The sequence below is a fragment of the Arthrobacter sp. TJ-240 genome (assembly GCF_058269195.1).
Map to the genome: position 1 here is coordinate 569,082 of NZ_JBZCNG010000002.1, position 24,581 is coordinate 593,662.

Annotated in this window: 25 protein-coding genes and 1 tRNA gene; 9 read left to right on the plus strand and 17 right to left on the minus strand. The window is 70.1% G+C overall.

The genetic code is table 11. The features are described from left to right. Positions 1-61: 61 nt before the first annotated feature. Positions 62-1,498, minus strand: a complete 1,437-nt coding sequence (gnd, locus tag AC4D2C_RS07400) for an NADP-dependent phosphogluconate dehydrogenase (protein ID WP_490913789.1) — start codon at positions 1,496-1,498, stop codon at positions 62-64. 243 nt (positions 1,499-1,741) lie between these two features. Here gnd and rlmN point away from each other — a divergent pair, with 243 nt between their 5' ends. Then, the gene (gene rlmN / locus AC4D2C_RS07405) at positions 1,742-2,968 is read left to right on the plus strand and encodes a dual-specificity RNA methyltransferase RlmN (RefSeq protein WP_490913791.1); all 1,227 of its coding nucleotides are present in this window, start codon (positions 1,742-1,744) and stop codon (positions 2,966-2,968) included. 98 nt (positions 2,969-3,066) lie between these two features. Further along, positions 3,067-3,142 (plus strand) — tRNA-Val (locus AC4D2C_RS07410). Positions 3,143-3,224: 82 nt separating this feature from the next. Here AC4D2C_RS07410 and AC4D2C_RS07415 read toward each other — a convergent pair. The 5 genes from AC4D2C_RS07415 to AC4D2C_RS07435 form a co-directional block, all read right to left on the minus strand. Next, complete coding sequence (locus tag AC4D2C_RS07415; protein WP_490913793.1) at positions 3,225-4,244, minus strand: acyltransferase family protein; 1,020 nt, start codon at positions 4,242-4,244, stop codon at positions 3,225-3,227. A 153-nt stretch (positions 4,245-4,397) separates the two neighbouring features. After that, positions 4,398-5,006, minus strand: coding sequence for a hypothetical protein (locus AC4D2C_RS07420; RefSeq protein ID WP_490913795.1), 609 nt, complete (start codon positions 5,004-5,006; stop codon positions 4,398-4,400). Positions 5,007-5,127: 121 nt separating this feature from the next. Next, positions 5,128-6,000, minus strand: coding sequence for an NAD-dependent protein deacetylase (locus tag AC4D2C_RS07425; protein WP_490913796.1), 873 nt, complete (start codon positions 5,998-6,000; stop codon positions 5,128-5,130). A gap of 74 nt (positions 6,001-6,074) precedes the next feature. Then, positions 6,075-6,539 carry a redoxin domain-containing protein gene (locus AC4D2C_RS07430; protein ID WP_490907892.1) on the minus strand — a complete coding sequence of 155 codons (465 nt, stop codon included), beginning with the start codon at positions 6,537-6,539 and terminating at the stop codon, positions 6,075-6,077. Between the two features lie 3 nt (positions 6,540-6,542). After that, the gene (locus AC4D2C_RS07435; RefSeq protein ID WP_334210221.1) at positions 6,543-6,962 is read right to left on the minus strand and encodes a DUF3052 domain-containing protein; all 420 of its coding nucleotides are present in this window, start codon (positions 6,960-6,962) and stop codon (positions 6,543-6,545) included. A 341-nt stretch (positions 6,963-7,303) separates the two neighbouring features. Between AC4D2C_RS07435 and aceE the strand changes: the two genes are divergently transcribed. From aceE to fabF, 6 genes are all read left to right on the plus strand, one after another. Beyond that, complete coding sequence (gene aceE, locus AC4D2C_RS07440; protein WP_490913798.1) at positions 7,304-10,057, plus strand: pyruvate dehydrogenase (acetyl-transferring), homodimeric type; 2,754 nt, start codon at positions 7,304-7,306, stop codon at positions 10,055-10,057. 169 nt (positions 10,058-10,226) lie between these two features. Next, the gene (locus tag AC4D2C_RS07445) at positions 10,227-11,399 is read left to right on the plus strand and encodes a PucR family transcriptional regulator (RefSeq protein ID WP_490914043.1); all 1,173 of its coding nucleotides are present in this window, start codon (positions 10,227-10,229) and stop codon (positions 11,397-11,399) included. Positions 11,400-11,484: 85 nt separating this feature from the next. Beyond that, positions 11,485-12,450, plus strand: a complete 966-nt coding sequence (locus AC4D2C_RS07450; protein ID WP_490913799.1) for an ACP S-malonyltransferase — start codon at positions 11,485-11,487, stop codon at positions 12,448-12,450. 2 nt (positions 12,451-12,452) lie between these two features. Then, complete coding sequence (locus AC4D2C_RS07455; RefSeq protein WP_490914045.1) at positions 12,453-13,505, plus strand: beta-ketoacyl-ACP synthase III; 1,053 nt, start codon at positions 12,453-12,455, stop codon at positions 13,503-13,505. 76 nt (positions 13,506-13,581) lie between these two features. After that, positions 13,582-13,827 carry an acyl carrier protein gene (locus AC4D2C_RS07460; RefSeq protein WP_026552001.1) on the plus strand — a complete coding sequence of 82 codons (246 nt, stop codon included), beginning with the start codon at positions 13,582-13,584 and terminating at the stop codon, positions 13,825-13,827. A gap of 112 nt (positions 13,828-13,939) precedes the next feature. Then, positions 13,940-15,175 carry a beta-ketoacyl-ACP synthase II gene (gene fabF / locus AC4D2C_RS07465; protein ID WP_490907889.1) on the plus strand — a complete coding sequence of 412 codons (1,236 nt, stop codon included), beginning with the start codon at positions 13,940-13,942 and terminating at the stop codon, positions 15,173-15,175. An 86-nt stretch (positions 15,176-15,261) separates the two neighbouring features. Here the strand turns inward: fabF and AC4D2C_RS07470 are convergent, their stop codons facing one another. From AC4D2C_RS07470 to AC4D2C_RS07495, 6 genes are all read right to left on the minus strand, one after another. After that, positions 15,262-15,765 carry a DUF3145 domain-containing protein gene (locus AC4D2C_RS07470; protein ID WP_490907888.1) on the minus strand — a complete coding sequence of 168 codons (504 nt, stop codon included), beginning with the start codon at positions 15,763-15,765 and terminating at the stop codon, positions 15,262-15,264. Positions 15,766-15,982: 217 nt separating this feature from the next. Continuing rightward, the gene (locus tag AC4D2C_RS07475) at positions 15,983-16,915 is read right to left on the minus strand and encodes a tyrosine recombinase XerC (protein ID WP_490913800.1); all 933 of its coding nucleotides are present in this window, start codon (positions 16,913-16,915) and stop codon (positions 15,983-15,985) included. Between the two features lie 76 nt (positions 16,916-16,991). Further along, a complete protein-coding gene (locus AC4D2C_RS07480) occupies positions 16,992-17,675 on the minus strand; it encodes a methylated-DNA--[protein]-cysteine S-methyltransferase (protein WP_490913802.1) in 684 nt (227 codons plus the stop codon). Between the two features lie 96 nt (positions 17,676-17,771). Then, complete coding sequence (gene dprA / locus AC4D2C_RS07485; RefSeq protein ID WP_490913803.1) at positions 17,772-18,968, minus strand: DNA-processing protein DprA; 1,197 nt, start codon at positions 18,966-18,968, stop codon at positions 17,772-17,774. Beyond that, the gene (locus tag AC4D2C_RS07490) at positions 18,965-20,500 is read right to left on the minus strand and encodes a YifB family Mg chelatase-like AAA ATPase (RefSeq protein WP_490913804.1); all 1,536 of its coding nucleotides are present in this window, start codon (positions 20,498-20,500) and stop codon (positions 18,965-18,967) included. The genes dprA and AC4D2C_RS07490 overlap by 4 nt, the downstream gene beginning before the upstream one ends. Further along, a complete protein-coding gene (locus AC4D2C_RS07495) occupies positions 20,500-20,856 on the minus strand; it encodes a YraN family protein (RefSeq protein ID WP_490913806.1) in 357 nt (118 codons plus the stop codon). Before AC4D2C_RS07495 ends, AC4D2C_RS07490 begins: the two co-directional genes overlap by 1 nt. 197 nt (positions 20,857-21,053) lie before the next feature. Here AC4D2C_RS07495 and AC4D2C_RS07500 point away from each other — a divergent pair, with 197 nt between their 5' ends. Further along, entirely contained in the window at positions 21,054-21,401 is a 348-nt protein-coding gene (locus tag AC4D2C_RS07500; protein WP_490913808.1) for a hypothetical protein, read from the plus strand. A gap of 22 nt (positions 21,402-21,423) precedes the next feature. Here AC4D2C_RS07500 and AC4D2C_RS07505 read toward each other — a convergent pair whose 3' ends face one another. From AC4D2C_RS07505 to rplS, 5 genes are all read right to left on the minus strand, one after another. Beyond that, a complete protein-coding gene (locus AC4D2C_RS07505; RefSeq protein ID WP_490907881.1) occupies positions 21,424-21,750 on the minus strand; it encodes a DUF2469 domain-containing protein in 327 nt (108 codons plus the stop codon). A gap of 7 nt (positions 21,751-21,757) precedes the next feature. Then, positions 21,758-22,501, minus strand: a complete 744-nt coding sequence (rnhB, locus tag AC4D2C_RS07510) for a ribonuclease HII (protein ID WP_490913809.1) — start codon at positions 22,499-22,501, stop codon at positions 21,758-21,760. Beyond that, positions 22,498-23,304: a signal peptidase I gene (gene lepB, locus AC4D2C_RS07515; RefSeq protein WP_490913810.1), complete on the minus strand. Its 807-nt coding sequence runs from the start codon at positions 23,302-23,304 to the stop codon at positions 22,498-22,500. The genes rnhB and lepB (AC4D2C_RS07515) overlap by 4 nt, the downstream gene beginning before the upstream one ends. Before the next feature lie 78 nt (positions 23,305-23,382). Further along, positions 23,383-24,072: a signal peptidase I gene (gene lepB / locus AC4D2C_RS07520; protein WP_490913812.1), complete on the minus strand. Its 690-nt coding sequence runs from the start codon at positions 24,070-24,072 to the stop codon at positions 23,383-23,385. 7 nt (positions 24,073-24,079) lie between these two features. After that, the gene (gene rplS, locus AC4D2C_RS07525; protein WP_104166690.1) at positions 24,080-24,439 is read right to left on the minus strand and encodes a 50S ribosomal protein L19; all 360 of its coding nucleotides are present in this window, start codon (positions 24,437-24,439) and stop codon (positions 24,080-24,082) included. Positions 24,440-24,581 lie beyond the last annotated feature (142 nt).

Below are 24,581 nucleotides of genomic sequence, written 5' to 3' on the forward strand. Positions count from 1 at the left end.
GTACGACGGAAGCCCCGGACCACGGTCCGGGGCTTCCGTCGTACGCCTTGGCGGAGGACCGTCAGTGCGTGTCGACGGCGCTGATCTCGGACCTGTCCTCGCCCCACAGGGTGTGGAACGTGCCCTCGGTGTCCACGCGGTTGTAGGTGTGGGCGCCGAACAGATCGCGGAGACCCTGGGTCAGGGCGGCGGGCAGGCGCTTGCGGCGCAGGCCGTCGTAGTAGGCCAGCGACGCCGAGAACACCGGCACGGGGATGCCCAGCTGGACGGCGGTCGCCACCACGCGGCGCCAGGCCGGGACCGCGCCGGCGATCGCCTCGGCGAACGCGGGTGCGAGCAGCAGGTTCGCCGGGCGGCCCTCGCCCGCGTACGCCTTCATGATGTCGTCGAGCAGCTCGGCGCGGATGATGCAGCCGGCACGCCACAGCGACGCGATCTCGTCCAGCTTCAGTTCCCAGCCGTACTCCTTCGCCGCGGCTGTGAGCATGTCGATGCCCTGCGCGTAGCTGACCAGCTTCGAGGCGTAGAGCGCGAGCCGCACGTCCTCCACGAAGGTGTCCGGGAGGTCGACGGTCCCCTCGTGTCCCTGCAGGATGTCCTGGGCCTGGAGGCGCTGCTCGAGCTGCGAGGACAGGGCGCGCGCGAACACGGATTCGGCGATGCCCGACGTCGGGCTGCCCAGTTCCAGCGCGGACACCACGGTCCAGCGGCCGGTCCCCTTCTGGCCGGCCGCGTCGACGACGACGTCGACGAAGGGCTTGCCCGTGCGTCCGTCGGTGTGCGCGAGGACCTCGGCGGTGATCTCGATCAGGAAGGAGGACAGCGTGCCGCTGTTCCAGTCCGTGAAGATCTTCGCCTGGTCCGCCGGTTCGATCCCGGCGCCCGAGCGGAGGAGGTCGAACGCCTCCCCGATGACCTGCATGTCCGCGTACTCGATGCCGTTGTGCACCATCTTCACGAAGTGCCCTGCGCCGTCCGTGCCGATCCAGCGGCAGCACGGCTCGCCGTTGTACTTCGCGGAGATCTTCTCGAGCATCGGCCCGAGGGAGTCGTAGGACTCCCGTGAGCCGCCGGGCATGATCGACGGGCCGAGGAGCGCGCCCTCCTCGCCGCCCGACACCCCGACGCCGACGAAGTGCAGGTCGTGCTGCGACAGCGCCGCCTCCCGGCGGCGCGTGTCCTCGTAGTGGGAGTTGCCGCCGTCGATCACGATGTCGCCGGGTTCGAGCAGCGGGGTGAGCTGGCCGATCACCGAGTCCACCGGCTTGCCGGCCTTGACCATGATGAGCACGCGGCGGGGCTTCTCGAGGGAGTCGACGAGCTCCTGCAGGGTCTCGGTGCGAATGAACTCGCCGTCCTCGCCATGCTTCTGCAGCAGCGCGTCCGTCTTCTCCACGGACCTGTTGTGCAGGGCCACGGTGTAGCCGTTGCGCGCGAGGTTCCGTGCGAGGTTCGCTCCCATGACTGCCAGGCCCGTGACGCCGATCTGTGCGCTCAATGTCTTCTCCGTCGTTAGTCAGCTGGATGCAGGACGCTGCATCGGCCGGTGCGTCAGCCGACATCCGGGGCGTTCCCCCGCCGGCCGCCCGGTCGCTTTCACACTATTACCGTGCCGGCACTGCCCGCCAGACGCGCCGCCTCACGCCGCGTTTTGTGTCATGGCCGGGCCCCACGGATAGCGTGTCCGACGCGACAGGTCCCCGGCTGGGACGCTGGCGCCATCCGTGAAAGAATGATAAGGATGTCCGACGTTACGGTAACCCCCGCCCTTGCCCCCACCGCTTCCGCGCGCCCCCAGGTGCGCCCCGAAGTGGAGGGCGCGCAGCCGATCGTCTCGAGCGACGGTCGGCCCCTGCTGCAGTTTAAGTCCCCGAGGGTCAGCCAGCCGCCCGTGCACCTCGCGGACCTCACGCTCGCCGAACGCCAGGAACGTCTGAAGGAGTTGGGCCACCAGGGCTTCCGCGCGAAGCAGCTGTCGACGCACTACTTCACGCACTTCACCACGGACCCTGCCGCGATGAGCGACCTCCCGAAGGCGGGGCGCGAGGAGTTGGTCTCGGCGATGTTCCCGCCGCTGCTCACCGAGGTGAAGCGCCTGACCACGGACAACGGCGACACCATCAAGTTCCTGTGGCGCCTGTTCGACGGCGCCCTCGTGGAGTCCGTCCTCATGCGCTACCCCGGGCGTGTGACCCTCTGCGTGTCCTCCCAGGCGGGCTGCGGCATGAACTGCCCGTTCTGCGCCACGGGCCAGGCCGGGCTGACCCGCAACATGTCGACGGCGGAGATCGTGGACCAGGTGGTCGCCGCGAACCGCGCTCTCGCCGAGGGTGCCCTCGGCGACCTGCGCACGGACGGCGGGCACGACGCCGACCGAGTGACGAACATCGTCTTCATGGGCATGGGTGAGCCGCTGGCCAATTACAAGCGCGTCATGGCCGCCCTGCACCGCTTCGTCGACGACTCCCCCGAAGGCCTCGGCATGTCGGCACGCAACATCACGGTCTCCACCGTGGGACTCGTGCCGGCCATCAACAAGCTCGCGGCCGAGTCGCTGCCGGTCACCTTCGCGCTCTCCCTCCACGCGCCCGACGACGAGCTCCGCGACGAGCTCATCCCCGTCAACACGCGGTGGAAGGTGGACGAGGCCCTCGACGCGGCCTACAACTACTACCGCACCACGGGCCGGCGCGTGAGCATCGAGTACGCGCTGATCAAGGACATGAACGACCACGCCTGGCGCGCCGACCTGCTGGCGAAGAAGCTCAACCAGCGCGGCCGCGGCTGGGTGCACGTCAACCCGATCCCGCTGAACCCCACGCCCGGCTCCATCTGGACTGCGTCCGAGAAGAGCGTGTCGACCGAGTTCATCAACCGCCTCCGCGCCGCCGGCATCCCGACCACGCTGCGGGACACCCGCGGCAAGGAGATCGACGGCGCCTGCGGACAGCTCGCCGCCGGAGAGTAGCAGGCGGCCGGATTGGCGGAACACCGCAGCCGGCCGGTATAGTCGTCCCTCGTGATGCAGCCGTCCGGCAGGCGCCGGAACGATGGATCGCAGGACGAGGGTCTTTAGCTCAGCTGGTAGAGCGCCACGTTTACACCGTGGATGTCATCGGTTCGATCCCGGTAGGACCCACCACCCAGAACCCCGCCATTCCCAGGACAGTCGTCCGGGAGGGCGGGGTTTCCTGCTGTCCGGGTACCACCTTGCACATGCACGCTCAGGTGGCTCGTGGCATCCCGAGGGTCAACCCGGAGAGCGGTGTCCGGTGGAGGACCAGCGCGGCAGCCCATGGCAGGACCAGTGCGGCGGCCAGCACCCAGGACGACCGCTCCGCGTCCGGCACGTCGAGCAGCCAGAGGACGTACGTGTGAGTCAGCACCACCATCAGGCAGCCGGCGGCGAGCCTCGTGGACACCGCGTGAACCCAGCCGGGCAGCAGAGGGAACAGGCCCTCGAGCATCAGCAGGAGGCCGACGTCGATCAGCACCGCGACGACGACCCCCAGGAGCGGTGTGCCGAGCTCGCCGTACTTGATGTCCAGCGGGGCCGACACCCCGGCGAGGACCGGTGCCGCGCCCGCGGCGAGGCACACCGTGCCGACCCGGATCGGCGCCCTGACCCGGCTGCGGAGGTGCTGCAGTCCCTGGCCCGCGAGCAGGAAGACGAGCGCGGCGCCCGCCACCCCGAGCGACATGGGCAGCGGGGCGAGGACCTCCTTGAAGGCGTCGGTCATGATCGCGAGGCCGACGACGACCGCTGCCCGGAGGGCCAGGGGAACACGCTCGAGGACCCGGAACAGGACGGCCGAGAGGAACAGTGCGGGCATGAACCAGTACGCGCCGAACGGCCCGGCGTTGAGTGACCCGCCCTGAAGGGGCAGGATCACCGCGTCGGGAGTCAACGTCCCGCGGTGACTATGGATGGCGACGTGCACGACCAGGGTGACGAGCAGCCAGGCGAAGAACGGCGTCATGATCGTCCGGAAGCGCTTCTTCGCCTCCTCCGCGACTGCCCTTCGGGTACCCGGTTCCCCGGTCTTCCAGAGGTACCCGGACAGCAGGAAGAACACGGGGACGTGCCAGGTGTAGAGGCCGGCGTCGACGAGGGGGCCCGACCAGACGTGCCCGGCCACCACGCCGACGACCGCAAGGACCCGCAGGGCGTCGATGGCCCCGGAGCGGATCGCTGGTGCGCCCGCTGTTGGTGCGCCCGCTGCCGGAGCGCGCGAGGTCGCCAAACTCTCCTCCATGGTGGGCTGAATCAGTGTCCATCCCAGCGTGGCCCGGCCGGCGATCGGATACCAACCCCGGCGACTGACGTCGGGAGGTGGCGCTTTCGCCGTCGGCATGGTTCACGGTGCCGTCCGCTCGGTGGATCCCGCAGGAGGCGCCTAGCCCGGCACCTCCAGGACGCCGACGGGCTTGCCGTCCGCGAAGGTCACGACGTAGTCCTGCCCCATGATTGTGACGGTGCACTGCAGCACGCCGGTGGTTCGGCAGTCGCCACCGGGACCGGGCTCCGTCCCTGGCTCCTCGAAGATCGGTTCCAGCAGCTCGGGGTCGATCCAGGGTGGCGTGGGCTCGTGGAAGGGGAGGGATCCGGGCGGGATGCAGGTGTAGGGGTCGGACGGATCCGTCCACCACGCGCCGGCCCCGGTGATCGGGCACTGCGGGTAGGGCGGTTCAGGGAGGTCCTCCCGCGGCAGGTCGCCTCCCCTCCCGCTGCCCGACGGACGGGGGGTTGGGGACGGCAGCGGGTCCGTGTGCGCAGCGGGCGCGACCGGCAGGGATGCGCCGGCGCCGTCCTGCACGCCGTCCTGCACGCCGTCCTGCACGCCGTCCTGCACTGCGGCCGGTATCGGCGCTTGCGCCGCAGGAGCCAGGGGGGCGGCGGGGACATCCTCCGCAGCCCGGCTCCCGGGATCGATCAGCAGGGGTTGGACGACGATGACCGCCGCCGTGCCGAGAGCGATGAGAAGAGACCGTGTCGAAGAACGCATTTTCCACCCCGTCTGAGAGACCGATGGGAGAAACCTACGATCCGAGGGAGGCGGCGGGACCAGTAGTCGCTACTCGGATTCCGGTCGCACTACTCGCACCGGGGTTGGGTCCCCCCTAGGCCTACTCGAGGTCCGGCAGCTGCCGCGCGAGGTAGTCCAGGGCCTCCGAGACGCCGGCCTCGATCTTCAGGGAGGCGAACTCGTCGCCCCGCGTGTGCCCACGGTTGATGATCACCACGGGCTTGCCGGCCTTGAAGGCGTGACGCACGAAGCGCAGCCCGCTCATGACGGTCAGGGAGGACCCGGCCACGAGGAGGGCGCCGGCGTCGTCCACCATCGCGTAGGCGTCCGCCACGCGCGCCTTGGGCACGTTCTCGCCGAAGTAGACGAAGTCGGGTTTTAGCATCCCGCCGCAGACCGGACAGGGCGCCATCACGAAGTCGCCCGTGTCGTCGACGTCGGCGTCCGCGTCGGGCGCGACGTCCCCGGCATCCGATTCGCGTTCGAGGTACCCCGGGTTGAGCTCCTCGAGGATCTCGGCGATCCGCGACCGAGGGAAGGTGGACGCGCACTGCAGGCACACCACGCGGTCGAAGGTGCCGTGCAGGTCGACGACGTTCACGCTGCCGGCGGAGGAATGGAGTTTGTCCACGTTCTGGGTGATGAGGCCGGAGAGCAGGTTGCGCTGCTCCAGCAGCGCCACGGCCGCGTGGCCCGCATTCGGGTCCGCCCGCCGGAGATGCCGCCAGCCCACGTGGTTGCGCGCCCAGTAGCGGCGTCGGAGCGCCTCGTCCCCGATGAACTGCTGGTACGTCATGGGACTGCGCGGTACCGATCCGGGTCCGCGATAGTCGGGGATCCCGGAGTCGGTGCTGAGGCCGGCGCCGGTCAGCACGGCGAGCCGGTGGCCGGCCAGCAGCACGACGGCCCGGTCGAGCAGCCGACGCTCCTCGGGCTCCAGCTCGGCGAGGCCGTGCGCGGGAGCGGTGCTCACGAATCCTGTCAGGCCGAGCCTCGGGTTGTCGGCGGGTCCGGCCGGATCCTCCGACCCCTGACCCGGCCGGTCGGTCACAGCGCGGCTTCGACCGAGCTCAGCGCACGGGCGTAGTCGGCGATGGGCCGTCCCTGCCCGTGGGAGGAGGACACGACGGCGCGGACCGTCCCGGAGCCGTCCAGGACGTAGCTGACGCGCTCGGCGTAGCCGCGGTCGTCGTCGAATGCGCCGTACGCGCGGGTGACGGCGCCGTGCGGCCAGAAGTCGGCCAGCAGGTCGAAGGAGATGTCGTTCGCGTCGGCGAAGGCGCGCAGCGTGTACTTGTGGTCCACCGAGACCGCCACCAGCGTGACGCCCGCGGCGTCGAAGAGGTCGAGGTTGTCCCGGAGCTGGCCGAGCTCGTCGGTGCACACCCGGGAGAACGCGAACGGGAAGAACACGACCACCGCCCCGCCGACCAGGGAGCTGCTCTCGACGGTCTCGCCGAACTGGTTCGCCAGCGAGAAGTCCGGGGCGACCGCCCCTACATCCAGTGCCAAGGCCTACTGCTTCCGGCGGCTGACGAGCCGCGTGGCAGACCATTCACGGGAGACGCCGGCCGATGACGTGGAGTGCAGGCCGGCGGTGGGAGCGGCTTCCTGCACATCGGCAGGAGAGACGTAGCCCGGCCGGCCGGACTTCGGGGTGAGCAGCCAGACGACGCCGGCGGCGCCGAGGGAGGTCAGGGCATCCACGAGGGCGTCGACGAGGTCGCCGTCACCGTTCCGCCACCACAGGATGACGCCGTCCACGACATCCTGGTCGTCCTCCGTGAGCAGTTCGGACCCGATGCCCTCCTCGAGCTGCTCGCGGAAGTCGAAGTCGACGTCGTCGTCGTAGCCGAGTTCCTGGACAAGGTCACCGTCTTTGAAACCCAACTTGCCTGCCACGTTGACCGCAGTGGCGGCTTCAGCCTCGCTCACTTAGCTCCTCCTGAAAAAACGGGACTGTCGGGTGAACGGCCCTCGTATGGATGTACATGGCTACCAGCCAACACCTTTATACGCCAAGCATCAAGCCAGCCGGCCGATTTGGACTCCCTGCGGCCCGTTGCCCGCGCGGTGGGACGGAGTGTGTGCAAGCCCTCGGCGTAATCTGCCCCGAGACCCTGATCCTGCTACGCACGGACCGCGTGGCGGCGATAGAGTGATGCGGTATATGGCCGCGGTGCTAGCGCCGGGCCAGCATCTCTGCGCGGGCCGAACGAGCCGTGCGCAGGCATTAAGCGACACGGACACGATCCGTGGAAGTGGAGAGATATCGCGTGGCTGCAGAACAAGGTACGGCGGATATTCTGAGCGGTCTGACCGTCGGCAAGCCCGACGGGGATCCCGAGGAGACCGCGGAGTGGATCGAATCCCTCGACCAGCTTATTCGCACCCAGGGCACCGAGCGCGCGCAGTACATCATGCGTTCGCTCCTGCAGCGTGCCGGTGCGCAGTCCGTGGGCGTGCCCATGGTCACGACGACGGACTACGTCAACACCATCCCGGCCGACCAGGAACCCGAGTTCCCCGGCGACGAGGAGATCGAACGCAAGTACCGCGCGTGGTTGCGCTGGAACGCGGCCGTCATGGTGCACCGCGCCCAGCGGCCCGAGATCGGCGTCGGTGGTCACATCTCGACCTACGCCGGTGCCGCCACCCTGTACGAGGTGGGCTTCAACCACTTCTTCAAGGGCAAGGACCACCCCAGCGGCGGTGACCAGGTGTTCTTCCAGGGTCACGCCTCCCCCGGCATGTACGCGCGGGCGTACCTCGAGGGCCGCCTCACCGAAGAGGACCTGGACGGATTCCGGCAGGAGAAGTCGAAGGAGGGGCACGCGCTGTCCTCCTACCCGCACCCCCGCCTGATGCCCGATTTCTGGGAGTTCCCCACCGTATCCATGGGCATCGGCCCCATGAACGCCATCTACCAGGCGCAGTCCAACCGCTACCTGCACAACCGCGGCTTCAAGGACACCTCCGACCAGCAGGTCTGGGCCTTCCTCGGCGACGGCGAGATGGACGAGCCCGAGTCGCGCGGCCTGCTCCAGCTCGCGGCGAACGAGAAGCTGGACAACCTCAACTTCGTGATCAACTGCAACCTGCAGCGGCTCGACGGGCCCGTGCGTGGCAACGGCAAGATCATGCAGGAGCTCGAGGCGTTCTTCCGTGGCGCGGGCTGGAACGTCATCAAGGTGGTCTGGGGGCGCGAGTGGGACTCGCTGCTCGCCAAGGACACCGACGGCGCGCTGGTCGACATCATGAACCAGACGCCCGACGGCGACTACCAGACGTACAAGGCCGAGTCGGGTGGATTCGTCCGCGACCACTTCTTCGGGAAGTCGCCGGAGACCAAGGCGATGGTCGAGGACCTCTCCGACGACGAGATCTGGAAGCTCAAGCGCGGCGGCCACGACTACCGCAAGGTCTACGCGGCCTACAAGGCGGCCACGGAGTTCAAGGGCAAGCCCACCGTCATCCTCGCGAAGACCGTCAAGGGCTACGGCCTCGGCCCGCACTTCGAGGGGCGCAACGCGACGCACCAGATGAAGAAGCTGACCAACGCCGACCTGAAGGCGTTCCGCGACCACCTGCGCATCCCCGTCACCGACGAGCAGATCGACGACGACCTCTACAACGCGCCGTACTACCACCCGGGCGCCGACGCGCCCGAGATCAAGTACCTCATGGAGCGTCGCCGCGAACTCGGCGGCTTCGTACCGGAGCGGCGTACCAAGCACGCCGACGTCGTGCTGCCGGGCGACAAGGCGTACGAGATGGCCAAGCGCGGGTCTGGGAAGCAGATGGCCGCCACCACCATGGCGTTCGTCCGCATCCTCAAGGACATCATGCGGGACAAGGAGTTCGGCAGGCGGATCGCGCCGATCATTCCCGACGAGGCGCGCACATTCGGCATGGACTCGTTCTTCCCCACGGCGAAGATCTACAACCCGAACGGCCAGAACTACCTGTCCGTGGACCGCGACCTGGTCCTCGCGTACAAGGAATCCATCGAGGGCCAGATCCTGCACGCGGGCATCAACGAGGCCGGATCCATGGCCGCCTTCACCGCCGCGGGCACGGCCTACGCCACCCAGGGTGAGCCGCTCATCCCGATCTACGTGTTCTACTCGATGTTCGGCTTCCAGCGCACCGGCGACTCCATCTGGGCCGCGGCCGATCAGATGGCCCGCGGGTTCATCATCGGCGCGACCGCCGGACGCACCACGCTGACCGGTGAGGGCCTGCAGCACGCGGACGGGCACTCGCCCATCCTCGCGTCGACGAACCCCGCCGTGATCACCTACGACCCCGCCTTCGGGTACGAGATCGGGCACATCATGCGCGACGGTCTCAACCGGATGTACGGGGACATCGGCGACAAGCCGGAGTCCTTCCGCAACGTCATGTACTACATCACCGTGTACAACGAGCCGTTCGTGCAGCCCGCGGAGCCTGAGGAACTGGACGTCGAAGGGCTGCTGAAGGGTATCTACCTGCTGAAGCCGGCCAAGGTCGACGGTCCCCGCACCCAGCTGCTCGCCTCCGGCGTGGCGGTCCCCTGGGCCCTCGAGGCGCAGAAGATCCTCGCGAAGGACTGGGGTGTCTCGGCCGACGTGTGGTCCGTGACGTCCTGGAACGAGCTGCGCCGCGACGGCCTCGCCGCCGAGGAGGAGGCCTTCCTCAGCCCCGGCGCCGACGCGCGGAAGCCGTTCGTCACGCAGCAGCTCGAGGGTGCGACGGGCCCGATCGTCGCGGTCTCGGACTTCATGAAGGCCGTGCCCGACCAGATCCGCCAGTTCCTGCCCAACGAGTTCGCGACGCTCGGGGCCGACGGCTTCGGCTTCTCGGACACGCGGGCGGCAGCGCGCCGGTTCTTCAAGATCGACAGCCACTCCGTCGTCGTCCGCGCGCTGGAGATGCTCGCCCGCCGCGGGGAGGTCGACGCGAACGCTCCCAAGGAAGCGATCGAGAAGTACCGCCTGCTCGACGTGAACGCCGGGACCACCGGCAATGCCGGCGGCGACTCCTAGCGTCCGCGCCTCGTCGCAGGGCGACGGCGGGAGCAGCCCAGTGCTGCTCCCGCCGTCGCCCTTTTTTGTAGCTCCTCCACAAATGGGAGCCGGGACGCGGAGACCGTATGCTCGGAGCATGCTGCAGCCCGAAGATGTCCCCGGTAGCACCCGGACTGCCCCGGGCGCCATGAACGCAGGGACCGCTCCCGCGGACCCCGCCACCGTCGAGAAGCTGCGGGCCACGATCGGCTCCCTCTCCACGGCGACCCTGAAGCAGCTCGACGCGGATCTGCCGTGGTACCGCGGCCTGCGCGCCGATGAGCGGTCCGCCCTCGGCATGGTGGCCCAGAAGGGCATCGCCTCCTTCGTCAACTGGTACCAGAAGCCCGTCTCCCCCGCCTGGGTGCTCAGCGACGTGTTCGGCACCGCGCCCACCGAGCTCACTCGCTCCATCAGCCTGCAGAAGGCCCTGCAGCTCATCCGCGTGGTGGTGCAGGTGGTCGAGGACCAGGTGCCGTTCCTCGCCCCTGCCGCCGATCAGGGGCCCCTCCGCGAGGCCGTGCTGCGGTACTCGCGCGAGGTGGCCTTCGCCGCCGCGGACGTCTACGCGCGCGCCGCCGAGACCCGTGGGTCGTGGGACACCCGCCTCGAGGCCCTCGTCGTCGACGCGATCCTGCGCGGCGAGAGCTCGGACGCGCTCCGCTCGCGCATCGCCGCGGTCGGCTGGACATCGCAGGCGCGCATCACGGTCATGGTGGGCAGCGCCCCGCAGGAGCCCGACGCCGGCTTCCTCAACGAGCTGCGGCGCGTCACGGGCCGGCTGGCGGAGGACGTCCTGGTCGGGATCCAGGGCGAGCGGCTCATCCTCGTGCTGGGCGGCGTGAAGGATCCGGCCAAGGCCTACCCGCGGATCACCGAGCTGTTCGGTGCCGGCGCCGTCGTCCTCGGTCCGGAGTCGGATTCGCTCGTCGAGGCGAGCACGTCGGCGCAGGCCGCCTTCGCAGGGCTCACCGTCGCCCGCGCCTGGCCCGGGGCGCCCCGGCCGGTCTCCTCGGAGGACCTGTGGCCCGAGCGCGTGATGTCCGGCGACGACACCGCACGGCGCGCCCTGGTCCGGACCATCTACCGGCCGCTGGTCGCGGCGTCGAACGGCCTGGAGCAGACGCTGTCCGCGTACCTCTCCCTCGGGCACTCCCTGGAGGCGACCTCGAGGGCCCTCTTCGTCCATGCCAACACCGTCCGGTACCGACTCCGCCGCGTCTGCGACGTGACCGGCTGGGACCCTTTGATCGCCCGCGAGGCCTTCGTGCTGCAGACCGCGCTGGTGGTCGGGCGCCTCTCGGCCGCGCCCCCCCGATGACTTGTAGACTTCCTACAACACGGCACAGCCAGCTTGGTTCAGCCGAACACCCGAAAATGCCTCACCGATTTGGAAAGCTGGAACAGTGCTTGCAATCGCCTGCCCCGGACAGGGCTCACAGACCCCGGGCTTCCTGAGTCCATGGCTCGAGCTACCCGGGGTGCGGGAGCATCTGGAAGAGCTCAGCGACCGCGCGGGCACCGACCTCGTGCGGCACGGCACGGTCTCCGACGAGGAGACCATCAAGGACACCGCCGTCGCCCAGCCGCTCATCGTCGCCGCCGGACTCGTGACGGCCCGGGTGCTCCTCGACTGGTCCGCGCTCACCGCGGCCACCGTCGTCGCCGGCCACTCGGTCGGCGAGCTCACGGCATCCGCGGTGGCCGGGGCACTCACCGAGGACGACGCGGTCACCTTCGTCCGCGTGCGCGCCACGGCGATGGCTGAAGCTGCCGCTGCCCGCCCCACCGGCATGAGCGCCGTCCTCGGCGGTGACGCCGACAAGGTGACGGAGCGGCTCGCCGAGCTGGGCCTCACCGCGGCGAACGCGAACGGCGGCGGCCAGGTGGTGGCTGCGGGAACGCTCGAGCAGCTGGCCGGGCTCGCGGCGCACCCCCCGGCCAAGGCGCGCGTCATCGCCCTGAAGGTGGCCGGGGCCTTCCACACGGACCACATGTCGCCGGCCGTCACCGCACTCGAGGCACTGCGGCCCTCGCTCTCCCCCTCGGATCCGGTGGCGACCCTCATGTCCAACTTCGACGGCCGTCCCGTCGCCACCGGCGGAGGCAACCTGGACAGCCTGATCGCGCAGGTCTCCCGCCCGGTCCGCTGGGACCTCTGCATGGAGTCGATGCAGGCCATGGGCGTCACGGGCATGCTCGAGCTGTCCCCCGCCGGGACCCTGACCGGGCTGGCGAAGCGCGGAATGCGCGGCACAGCGACCCTCGCCGTAAAATCGCCGGAGGACCTGGATGCCGCCCGCAGCTTCATCGAGGAGCACTCGCGGACCACGGACCTCGATCCGACCCTTACCTCCGAAGGACCCCAGTGAGCATCACCGCCATCAAGCAAGCCCCCCTCCGCGAGCACACGCGCATCCTCGGCGTCGGTGCGTACCGGCCCGAGGTGATCGTCACCAACGACGACGTCTGCCAGTGGATCGACTCCTCCGACGAGTGGATCCGCCAGCGCACCGGCATCGTCACGCGACACCGTGCACCCCGTGACGTGAGCGTCATCGACATGGCGGAGGCGGCCTCCCGGGAGGCGCTCGCCTCCTCCGGCATCGAAGCGTCCCAGATCGGCGCCGTCCTCGTCTCGACCGTGACCCACCCCTACGCCACCCCTTCGGCGGCCGCGCAGCTGGCCGACCGGCTCGGTGCCACCCCGGCGCCCGCCTACGACATCTCCGCCGCCTGTGCCGGGTACTGCTACGGCATCGCCCAGGGCGACGCCCTGGTGCACGCCGGCACGGCCGAGTACGTGCTCGTCGTCGGCGTGGAGAAGCTGTCGGACTTCATCGACAACTCCGACCGCACCATCTCCTTCCTCCTCGGTGACGGCGCCGGCGCCGTGGTGATCGGCCCCGGCGACGCCGCGGGTATCGGCCCGTCCGTCTGGGGCTCCGACGGGAGCAAGCACGAGGCGATCCGCATGACCCGGTCCCTGCTGGATGTGCGCGACTACGCGGCCGGCGTGGTGGCCACGGACGCCGAAGCCGCGGAGGACGGTGCCGAGGGCGAGAGCCTGTGGCCGACCATGCGCCAGGACGGTCCCTCGGTCTTCCGCTGGGCCGTGTGGGAGATGGCGAAGGTCGCCCAGCAAGCGCTCGACGCGGCCGGCGTCACCGCCGACGATCTGGCGGTGTTCCTCCCCCATCAGGCCAACATCCGTATCATCGATGAGATGGTGAAGCAGCTGAACCTGCCCGAGCACGTCCACGTCGCACGGGACATCGTGGACGCCGGCAACACCTCCGCCGCCTCGATCCCCCTGGCCATGCACCGGACCCTGAAGGAACAGCCGGAGCTCAGCGGCAAGCTGGCCCTGCAGATCGGATTCGGCGCGGGCCTCGTGTTCGGCGCGCAGGTCGTCGTCCTCCCCTAGTTTCCAAGCCCAGACCGTGACAGTGCGGTCTGACCAACCCCGCCGGTGCTCCGGCGACAATAGAAAAGGAGCCATCATGGCTAGCAACGAAGAAATCCTGGCCGGCCTCGCCGAGATCGTCAACGAGGAGACGGGCCTGGCCCCCGAGTCCGTCGAGATGGACAAGTCCTTCACCGACGACCTCGACATCGACTCCATCTCGATGATGACGATCGTCGTCAACGCCGAAGAGAAGTTCGGGGTACGCATCCCCGATGAAGAGGTCAAGAACCTGAAGACCGTCGGCGACGCCGTCACCTTCATCTCGGGCGCGCAGGCCTAGTCCCTGCGCTTCCCGGTGTTGCGGCCGCTCCCGGCGTTCCCGCCGTGGGCGGCCGCACCCATCCCTCCGCTCCGGTGCTGCCGGCGCAGGCCCTAGCTTCGAAAGAGTGACCATGCCACGCAAAGTCGTCATCACCGGACTCGGTGCAACCACCCCGATCGGCGGGGACGTGCCCACCATGTGGGCCAACTCCCTCAAAGGAGTCTCCGGCGCGCGGACCATCGAGGCCGACTGGGTCGCCCAGTACGAGTTGCCGGTGACCTTCGCAGCCCAGATCGCCACCCCCGCATCGGAGGTCCTCTCCCGGGTGGAGGCGAAGCGCATGGACCCCTCCACGCAGTTCGCCGTCGTCGCGGCCCGTGAGGCCTGGCGGGACTCCGGTATCGAGGAGGTCGACAAGGACCGCCTCGCAGTGGCCTTCGCCACCGGTATCGGCGGTGTGTGGACCCTGCTCGACGCCTGGGACACCCTGCGCGAGAAGGGCCCCCGCCGGGTGCTCCCCATGACCGTGCCGATGCTGATGCCCAACGGACCCGCCGCCGCCGTGAGCCTGGACCTCGGTGCCCGCGCGGGAGCGCACACGCCGGTGTCGGCCTGTGCGTCCGGCACGGAGGCCGTGCATCAGGGACTCGAGCTGATCCGCTCCGGCAAGGCGGACGTGGTGGTGTGCGGCGGCGCCGAAGCGGCGATCCACCCGATGCCCATCGCGGCCTTCGCGTCCATGCAGGCACTGTCGCGGCGGAACGACGAACCGGAACTCGCCTCGCGCCCCTACGACACGGGCCGCGACGGATTCGTCATGGGTGAGGGCGCCGGAGCACTCGTCATCGAGGCCGAGGAGCACGCCCTGGCGCGCGGTGCGCGGATCTACGCCGAGCTCGGCGGCACGTCGGTCACCGCCGACGCGTACCACATCACCGCGCCCGACCCGCAGGGCCTTGGCGCCACGCGTGCGCTCAAGGCGGCGCTGTTCGACGCGCGCGCGCAGGCGGAGGACGTGGTGCACGTCAACGCCCACGCCACCTCCACCCCGGTCGGCGACAAGCCCGAGTACACAGCCCTGAAGGCGGCGCTCGGCGCACACATCGACCAGGTGGCGGTGTCGGCGACGAAGTCCCAGACGGGTCACCTCCTCGGCGCCTCGGGCGCGGTCGAGGCCGTCATGACGGTGCTCGCGATCCACGAGCGGAAGGCGCCGGTGACGATCAACCTCGACAACCAGGACCCCGAGATCCCGCTCGACGTCGTCACGGCACCGCGCGACCTGCCCTCGGGCGACATCGTGGCGCTGAGCAACTCGTTCGGCTTCGGCGGCCACAACGCGGTCATCGTGCTCCGCAGCGTCTGACCGCCGTCCTCTGCACGCAAGAAGGGCGCCACCCGCGGTGGCGCCCTTCTTACGTGCTCTGACTTACGTGCACTGTGCGACGCGGGTCAGCCGACCTGGTGGAGCCAGCGCACGGGAGCCCCTTCCGCGGCGTACCGGAAGGGTTCGAGCTCCTCGTCCCAGGACTCGCCCAGCGCCAGGGACAGCTCGTGGTAGACCGCTGCCGGGTCACCGGCTCCCGCCTCGTAGGCGTAGCGGATCCGGTCCTCGGTCACCATGATGTTGCCGTGGACGTCCGTGGTTGCGTGGAAGATGCCGAGCTCCGGCGTGTGCGACCAGCGGCCGCCGTCGGCACCGGCGCTCTGCTCCTCGGTGACCTCGTAGCGGAGGTGGGCCCAGCCGCGGAGGGCGGAGGCGAGCTGCGCTCCGGTACCCTGCGGACCGACCCAGGACAGCTCTGCACGGAGCATCCCGGGCGCGGCAGGCTGCGCCGTCCACTCCATGTCGAGTCGCTTGTCCAGCACGGAGCCGACAGCCCACTCGACATGAGGGCACAACGCAGTAGGGGCCGAGTGCACGTACAAGACACCGCGCGCCATCACAACAGACATTCCATCCTCCATAGCTGTAGGTACGTCTTCCCCAACGACCTTCAACGGATGATGCAACGCGCAATGACCGGCAACTTCACGAGACCCACCCGCACACGGAGTGCGGGTTCGACCGAACTACTGCTCATTGTGCCGGACGGACGTGAATTTCGCCACTACGCGCGTAGGCCGCCCTGCGGACGTCCACAGGTTCCGCTCGCGGCAGGCAGCCGGTGCTTCAGGCGCGCGGGTGGGCCTGCTCGTAGCTACGCCGGAGGCGGTCCACGGACACGTGCGTGTAGAGCTGCGTCGTGGCGAGGCTCGAGTGCCCGAGCAGCTCCTGCACCGCCCTCAGGTCGGCGCCGCCGTCGAGCAGGTGCGTGGCCGCGGTGTGCCGGAGCGCGTGCGGGCCACGCGCTGCCGTGTCCCCGAGGGCGTCCAGTGCCTCCTTGACCTGGGTGCGGACGGCGCGCTGGTCGATGCGCCCGCCGCGGCGGCCCAGGAACAGCGCCGGCCCGCTCTTCTCCGTGACCCATCGTGGGCGGCCGCGCCGGACCCAGTCGTCGAGGGCGTGGGCGGCCGGCACACCGTAGGGGACGGTGCGCTCCTTCGAGCCCTTGCCCAGCACGAGGAGCGTGCGCCGCTCCGTGTCGACGTCGTCGAGGTCGAGGCCCACCAGCTCCCCGACCCGCACGCCCGTGGCGTACAGTACCTCCACCATGGCCCGCCGCTGGAGTTCGTGGGGGTCACCCTCGACGGACCGGTCGTCGAGGTCCTCGAACAGGGACCCGGTCTGCGGCCCGCTGAGAACCGCAGGGAGGGACCTGCTGCGCTTGGGTGAGCGCAGGCGCAGGGCCGGATTGGCTGGGATCAGCTCCTCGCGGACGGCCCAGTCCATGAAGGACCGGACCGAGGCGGCCCTGCGTGCGATGGTGGAGCGGGACATGCCGGCGCCGTCCAGAGCTCCGAGCCACGCCCGGAAGTGGCTGAGCTCTAGCTGGCCCAGCGCCGTGACCCCGGACTGCGCCGCATGGGCGAAGAAGAGTTCCAGGTCCGTGCGGTAGGCCCGGACCGTGTGCGCCGAGCGGTTCCGCTCCCGCGTCAGGTACAGCTCGAAGCCCTGGGCGGCCGCTGTCAGGGCATGCCCTCGTCCTGCGTTCTCGTGTGTCATCGTCCCTCCGGTACCAGTATCGCCGCCCGTGCCCGGCACGGAGCGTCGACAGGCCCGGAGCGTCGACAGGCCCGCCTCAGCCGGTGCCCTCGGATTGCGAGGCCCCCGGGCCGGCCTCCAGCTCGAGCAGGGCCGTCTTCGTTCCGGTGCCCGCCGCGTAGCCGATGACGGCCCCGCCGCTGCTCACGACGCGATGCCCGGGGACGATGATGGAGACGGGATTGGCCCGCACGGCCGCCCCGATCGCCCGCCCCATCCGGGGGTTGCCGAGGTCACCGGCGATGTCACGGTAGCTGCGGCGCTGCCCGTAGGGGATGCCCTGCACCTCGGCCCAGACGGATCGCTGGAAGTCGGTGCCGTGCAGCTCGACGCGAACCGCGAACCCGCGGCGGAGGCCGGCGAAGTACTCCCCCAGTTCCACCTCCACCTGATGCAGGAGGGCCAGCGTCGGTTCCGGTGTCGGAGGGCCCGACGTGCCGACGGCATCGGCAGCGACGTCCGCGCCATCAGCGCCATCGGCGCCATCGGCGACGGCACCGGCACCGGCGCCGGAGTGCACCGGGTCGCCGCGGCCCGGGGCCCCGGCGGGGCCGCCGGGTACGCGCCGGCCGAGGAGGCCCGGTGGAGGTTCCGGCACATGGTCGGCGTGATAGAGACCGACGATCGCTGTGGGGCCGACGACGATGCGCAGCACCCCGACGGGTGTGGACATCTCGACGTGCCATCGCTCGTCCTCGGCAGCGGAGTTACTACGGGTCACGACATCCTCCTGGTGTGATTCACGGGTCGGGCCTCGGGATCCGGGCTTCGGGCCTCGGGACCCGTGGCCCGTGGCCCGGCTCTGCTGGCTCTGCTGTCAGTCCCTCTGGCGGCGCCAGCCGCCCGCCGCCCTGACGGCGAGACCGGCCAGTTCGAGGCGGGCCAGTCCGCCGATGACGTGGCGTGGGGACAGACCGGCGACGGCCGACAGTTTGTCGACAGTCGTCGAGGCGTGCAGGGGCAGGCCGTCCAGTAACAGCAGGTCGGGGACCGTCAGCCCGTCCTGCGCGCGCAGCTCGACGGCGTCCGCCCTGCTCCGGTCGCCCGACGGTTCGCTGCCGAACGGTCCGGCGAGTTCCGCGACGTCCGCGGCGTCCGTGACGCACACCGCACTTCCGTCCCGGAGCAGCCGATGGCACCCTGCCGAGTTCGCCGAGCTGACGGAACCTGGCACGGCGCCGACGGGACGCCCCAGCCCGGCCGCGTGGTGCGCGGTGTTCAGGGCGCCGGATCGCCAGCGGGCCTCGACGACCACCGTGACGGCGCTCAAGGCGGCGATCAGCCGGTTCCGCTGGAGGAACCGGTATCGCGTGGGCGAGCTGCCGGGCGGCACCTCGGAGATCAGCAGTCCCCTGCCCGCGATGGTTCTCAGGAGCTCCTCGTTGCCGGCGGGGTAGTACCTGTCCACGCCACAGGCCAGCAGGGCGATGGTGGGAGGGACATCACTCTCCTGGGACGAGGCGAGAGCCGCCCGATGGGCCTGGGCGTCGATACCGTAGGCTCCTCCCGAGATCACCGAGTAGCCACGCAGGGCGAGACCGGCCACGAGTTCCGTGGTCACCGATGCCCCGTAGGCGGTGCTGTCCCTCGATCCGACGATCGCGGCGATGCGTGCCTGCGCCGGGATGGGCGTCCGGCCCCTCACCCACAGGCACAGGGGTCGGGCGAGTTGCAGGTCGTCCAGCGCGTCCGGCCACTCCCCTGTCTCGGGCGTGACGAGCCTGCCGCCGAGTCTTTCCAGGGTGGCGAGGTCCCGCTCGGGCGCGAGATCCTGCAGGCGCGGACCCCAGCGGGCCAAACCGTCCTTCAGCGGATCCCGAGGGCCGTCGGGCATGTCGAGGGCGTCCCTCAGGGAGCGCCGGTCGGCGGAACCCGCATCGACCTCACCGCGGATGATGCGCAGGGCATCGACCGGGCCCACGACCGCCACCAGTGCCATGCCGACCGTGTCCGACGGTTCGAACAGCCGCGAGAGCGCGGCCCGGGCCAGCCTGTCGCCTGCCGCCTGGCTCACGCCGCACGCTCCTGGATGCGGAAGGCCAGGGCTGTGACGACGTCGTCCCTGTCCGGCCGTGCCCTGCCGGCGAGATCGGCGATCGTCCACGCCACGCGGAGCACCCTGTCCCAGCCCCTCGCGCTGACGAGGTTCCTGTCCAGCGCCGTGTCGAGGGACGCCGTCACGGTCCGCGGGAGGGCGAGCTCACCCCTCAGGACACGCCCCTGGACCTCCGCGTTCGAGGCGTAGTCCCAGCGCCGGAGCCTGTCCCGCTGGGCGGCGCGTGCGTCGGCCACCCGGGTGGCGACGATGGCGGAGGTCTCCGCGCTCCGGGTATCCGTGTAATCCGCGAGGCTCACCCTCTGCACGGCCAGCTGCAGGTCGACGCGATCCAGCAGGGGTCCCGACAGGCGGTTGAAGTACCTCCGGCGCTGTTGTGCCGTGCACATGCAGTCGATCCCCTTGCCGCTGGCCAGCCCGCAGGGACAGGGGTTAAGCGCCAGGACGAGCTGGAACCGTGCGGGGTAGGACGCCGTCCCCGACGCGCGGTGGAGGACGAGGCGACCGCTTTCGAGCGGCTCCCGCAGCGCCTCGAGGACGCGGCGCTCGTACTCGGGTGCCTCGTCGAGGAAGAGGATGCCCCGATGGGCCCTCGACGCCGCGCCGGGCCTCGGGATACCGCTGCCCCCGCCGATGATCGACGCGGGCGTCGCCGTATGGTGAGGGCTCTCGAACGGGGGCTTCCGGACGAGTTCCGTGCAGTGCAGGTCACCGCTGAGGCTGTGGATCGCCGTCACCTCCATCGCCTGCTCGTCCTCGAGGTCGGGCAGGATGCCGGGCAGGCGCTCCGCGAGCATCGTCTTGCCTGCGCCGGGTGGTCCGACCATGAGCAGGTGATGGGAACCTGCAGCCGCGATCTCGAGGGCGAACCGGGCCTCCTGCTGCCCTGCGATGTCCGAGAGGTCCTTGAGGGGTTCGGACGGCACCACTGCGGGGCCGGGACCGCTGCGGCCCACCGGGTCCGGCAGGCGCACCTGCGCAGCGTCCGCGCCGAAGGCGAGGGCCACCTCGGCCAGTGTCCGGAAGGAACGGACCTCGGCCGACGGTACGAGCGCGGCCTCGGCGGCGTTCTCCACAGCCACCACGATGCCCCGGTGTCCGGCGTGCACGGCCGCCATCACTGCCGGCAGCACGCCGCGCACGGGCCGGAGTTGCCCGTCGAGGCCCAGCTCCGCGAGGAAGACCGTGGTGCCGCAGCCGCGCACATCCCCCGCTGCCGACAGCGCCGACATGACGATGGCGAGGTCGAAGGCGGATCCGCGCTTGGGCAGGGACGCCGGGATGAGATTCACCGTGATCTTGCGCCGGCTCAGCGGGACGCCTGCGTTGCGCGCCGCCGCCCGGATGCGGTCCTTGGCCTCGTTGAGCGACGCATCGGGCAGGCCGAGCAGCACGAAGGCCGGCAGGGTCTGCCCGATGTCCGCCTCGACCTCTATGACGTGCCCGTTCATGCCGACGAGGGACACCGCGTACGTGCGTCCGAGCGCCATCAGATCAGGGCCCGGACGTGCTCGATGCGTGGGGTCCCGGAGCCGTCGTCGAGCACCCCGACGGCGTCGATGCGGAACCCGCTGAACCTGAGATTGTGCGCCCGCGCCCACTTGGATGCCAGCAGGTACAGCCGCTCGAGCTTGGCCGCGGTGATGGATTCCAGCGGCTGCCCGAAATCGTCGGAGCTCCGGGTCTTCACCTCGACGATCACGAGCGTGGATCCGTCGACCGCCACGAGGTCGATCTCCCCCACCGGGCACCGCCAGTTGCGGTCCACGATCTTCAGTCCCGCCTGTTGCAGATAGGCGGCGGCCGTCGCTTCCCCGCGACGGCCCAATTGGTCCTTGGCCAGCATGGGCCTCACCTCCTCCACCAGACTCGGGGAACCGGCGAGGGCGCACGTCAGCGGGGACGGCTATGTGGACAACCCCGGGGGCCCGGCTGACGCGCGAGGACGATGACCGGAGAAACCTGTGGCATCCGACCGCTCCTACCTCGTACCGTGGTGGGGCGACGCCGTGGTGGCGCCGGTACGAGCCGAAGGAGGACACGATGGCGGCAGAGGATCTCACAGCCGGCGGGAGCGAGGCCGATCGGCAGGAGCAGGGTGTCCCCGATCAGGCGGCCGACACGGCGCCCGACGGGACGATCGCGGGGGCAGGGACGGGCGGATCCGAGGCCGACCTGCAGGAACAGGCCGCATCCGTCCAGGGGGAGACCCGGTCCGGCGGAGGGATCGCCGGCGAGGGAACGGGCGGATCCGAGGCCGACCGGCTCGAGCAGGCGGCGGACGTGCCGCTCGACGGCGACGACGCCTTCCCGCACGGCGCGACGGACGACAGCCCGTACGGCGACGACGCCTTCCCGCACGGCGGGACGGACGACAGCCCGACCGCCTGACGGCGGAGCCGGGACGCCGGCGTCAGTTGCCCAGCGTGCCGTCCTTCGGAAGCGCGATGTCGTCGGACTTCGACAGCTCCTCCACGTTGACGTCCTTGAACGTGATCACGCGGACGTTCTTCACGAACCGCGCCGAACGGTAGACGTCCCAGACCCAGGCGTCCTGCAGGGTCAGGTCGAAGTACACCTCGCCGTCCGCCGAACGGGCCTGCAGATCCACGCTGTTCGCCAGATAGAACCGGCGTTCCGTCTCGACGACGTAGCTGAAGAGCCCTACGACGTCCCGGTACTCGCGGTAGAGCTGGAGCTCCATGTCGGTTTCGTAGTTCTCAAGATCTTCGGCACTCATCCGTTCATCATCCTCCAATTTCCACGCGTGCTGCGCCGGGTCCGTCCGTACGGCCCAGGCGCCAGGTCTTCCGGTGATACTCGCTCGGCCCGACGGCGTCGATCGCCGCGCGGTGCGCCTCGGTGGCGTAGCCCTTGTTCCCGTCCCAGCCGAACGCGGGGTGACCGGCGGCGAGCGACACCATCCGGGCGTCGCGCTCCACCTTGGCCAGTACGCTCGCGGCCGCGACGCTCTGGCACTTCAGGTCCGCCTTGATCCGTGTGTGGACCGGGGCGGTGCAGCCGGCGGGCCCGACGGGCGCCGTCCCGCCGTCGCCGGTGTCGAAGAGCAGTCCCTGGGGTCGCGCCGAGAGCCAGTCGTGGTTGCCGTCGAGGATGACGGCGTCCGGGGTGACGGTGTCGAGGACCGACGTCCACGCCCGGGCACCGGCGGCCCGCAGGGCGGCCATGAGGCCGTGCTCGTCGATCTCGGCGGCGGAGGCGTGCCCCACGGCGCAGGCGACGGACCAGCGGCGGATGCGCGGTACCAGCGCCTCGCGGTGCGCCGGCAGGAGCAGCTTGCTGTCGCGCACGCCCGCCAGGCTCCTCGCGGCGTCGAGGTCGACGACGACGATCCCGACGGAGACCGGCCCGGCCAGCGCTCCCCGGCCCACCTCGTCGCACCCGGCGATGTACCGGTGCCCCGCGGCGGCGAAGGACCGTTCGACGCTCAGCGTGGGTGCCGCGACGCGCTTCGTCCGGGGTCGGGTCATGATCCTGCGGGAGCCGGGGCGGGCTCGGGGACGCCGTCGAACACGTCCGGGTGGTTCCCGAGGAACCCGATCCGGTTCAGGGGCCAGGCGATGACGGCGGCCTTGCCCTCGATGTCGTCGATGGTGACGAACCCCTCGCCGGGCTTGTCCTGGTTGGCGCGCGAGTCCGCCGACGCATTCCGGTGGTCGCCCATGACCCAGACCTTGCCGTCGGGGACCACGACGTCGAACGGGAAGTCCGACGGTGCGGCGCCGGGGTAGAGGTAGGGCTCTACGAGCGGTTCCCCGTTGACGGTGATCCGGCCCTCGGCGTCGCAGCAGATGACGTGGTCGCCCGGAAGCCCGATGACGCGCTTCACGAGGTGCTGCTGGGACTCGTCCGGGGCGAGGCCGATGAAGATCAGCGCCTCCTTCAGCCAGCTGACGGGCACCTCCTCCTGGGGCGGCAGCCACTCTTCCGTGTCGCGGAAGACGACGATGTCGCCGCGCTGGAGGTCGAAGGGCTGCGGGACGAGCTGGTTCACGAAGATGCGGTCGTCGATCTCGAGGGTCTCCTCCATGGAGCCCGACGGGATGAAGAACGCCCGGAACAGGAAGGTCTTGATGAGGAAGGACAGCACCAGCGCGATCACGACGATCGTGGCGATCTCCTTCAGCCACGCCCCGAAGCCGTGGTCGGCGTCCTTCCTGCCACGCGAGGAGCTCCTGGAGGCGTCGTCCGCGGCCCCGGTGCCCGGCTCGAACGCGTGTGCTGCGGGTGCCTCGGCTCCCGTGGGCGACTTCCTGCGGAAGCTGCGTGCCATGTGAAAGGTTTCCTCTGTGGTCGTGGCACCCGGCGCAACCCCGGGTGCGGTCCTGCTCGTGCGGCGTCGTCCGTGCCGCTACGACGTCGTCGCGGGCCGCTCGACCGGGGCGAACCGGTCAAGTGGCCAGACTAGCTGAAAGGCCCGACCGATGATCCGGTCCTCGGCGATGAGCCCTCCGCCCGGCGCGCCCAGCAGCGAGCGGGAGTCCATCGACGCCGAGCGGTGGTCGCCGAGGAGCCACAGACGCCCCTCCGGGACGACGACGTCGAACGCGTCCTCGCTCGGTGCGTCGCCCGGATACACGTACGGTTCGTCGATCGCCGTCCCGTTGACGGTCAGGCGCTGGTCGTCGGTGCAGCACGCCACGCGGTCCCCGCCGACACCGATCACGCGCTTGACGTAGACGGTGTCGCTGCCGGTGAGCCCCAGCCACTGGCCTGCACCCGCGACGACGCGCTCGGGCAGGCTGCGCGGATCGGCGATGGGGTCGAACGAGCCGCGGCCGTCGAACACGACGACATCGCCCCCGCGGACCTCCCCGGGCGTGTCCTCCAGCTTCGTGACGAGCACGCGGTCGCCCTCGGACAGCAGGGGTTCCATGGACGCGGACGGGATGAAGTAGACGTCGACGAGGAAACCACGTACGAGTCCGGTGACGAGGACCGCGACGACGACGGCGGAGAACACGAAACGCCAGCCCACGGGATGGGACCGGCGTTTCGGGTGCTCTCCGGCCGGTGACCGGGAAGCGGGGGTGGACTGCACCAGAGGGTTACTTGACCGTCTTGGGGTCGCGCTTTTCCTTGATCTTGGCTGCCTTGCCGCGCAGTTCGCGCATGTAGTACAGCTTCGCGCGGCGCACGTCGCCCTTGGAGACGACCTCGATCCTGTCGAGGACCGGGCTGTGGACGGGGAACGTACGCTCCACGCCGACACCGAAGCTCACCTTGCGGACCGTGAAGGTCTCGCGGATACCGTCGCCCTGGCGGCCGACGACGAAGCCCTTGAAGATCTGAACACGGGTGTTCTTGCCTTCGATGATGTTGACGTGGACGTTGACGGTGTCGCCGGCGCGGAAGTCGGGGACGTTGTCGCGGAAGGATCCGGCGTCGACGGAGTCGAGGATATGCATGCTGATTCTCCTGGTGAACGCCACAGGTCATTCACGTTGGTCACGGCGGGCAAGGACAGGACCCGAGGCCCTGACAGTGCCGCCGAAGCAGGTTTCCCGGCCGATCCGGAGAGTCGGCGGCCGGTGCGCGCTAACTGTTGGC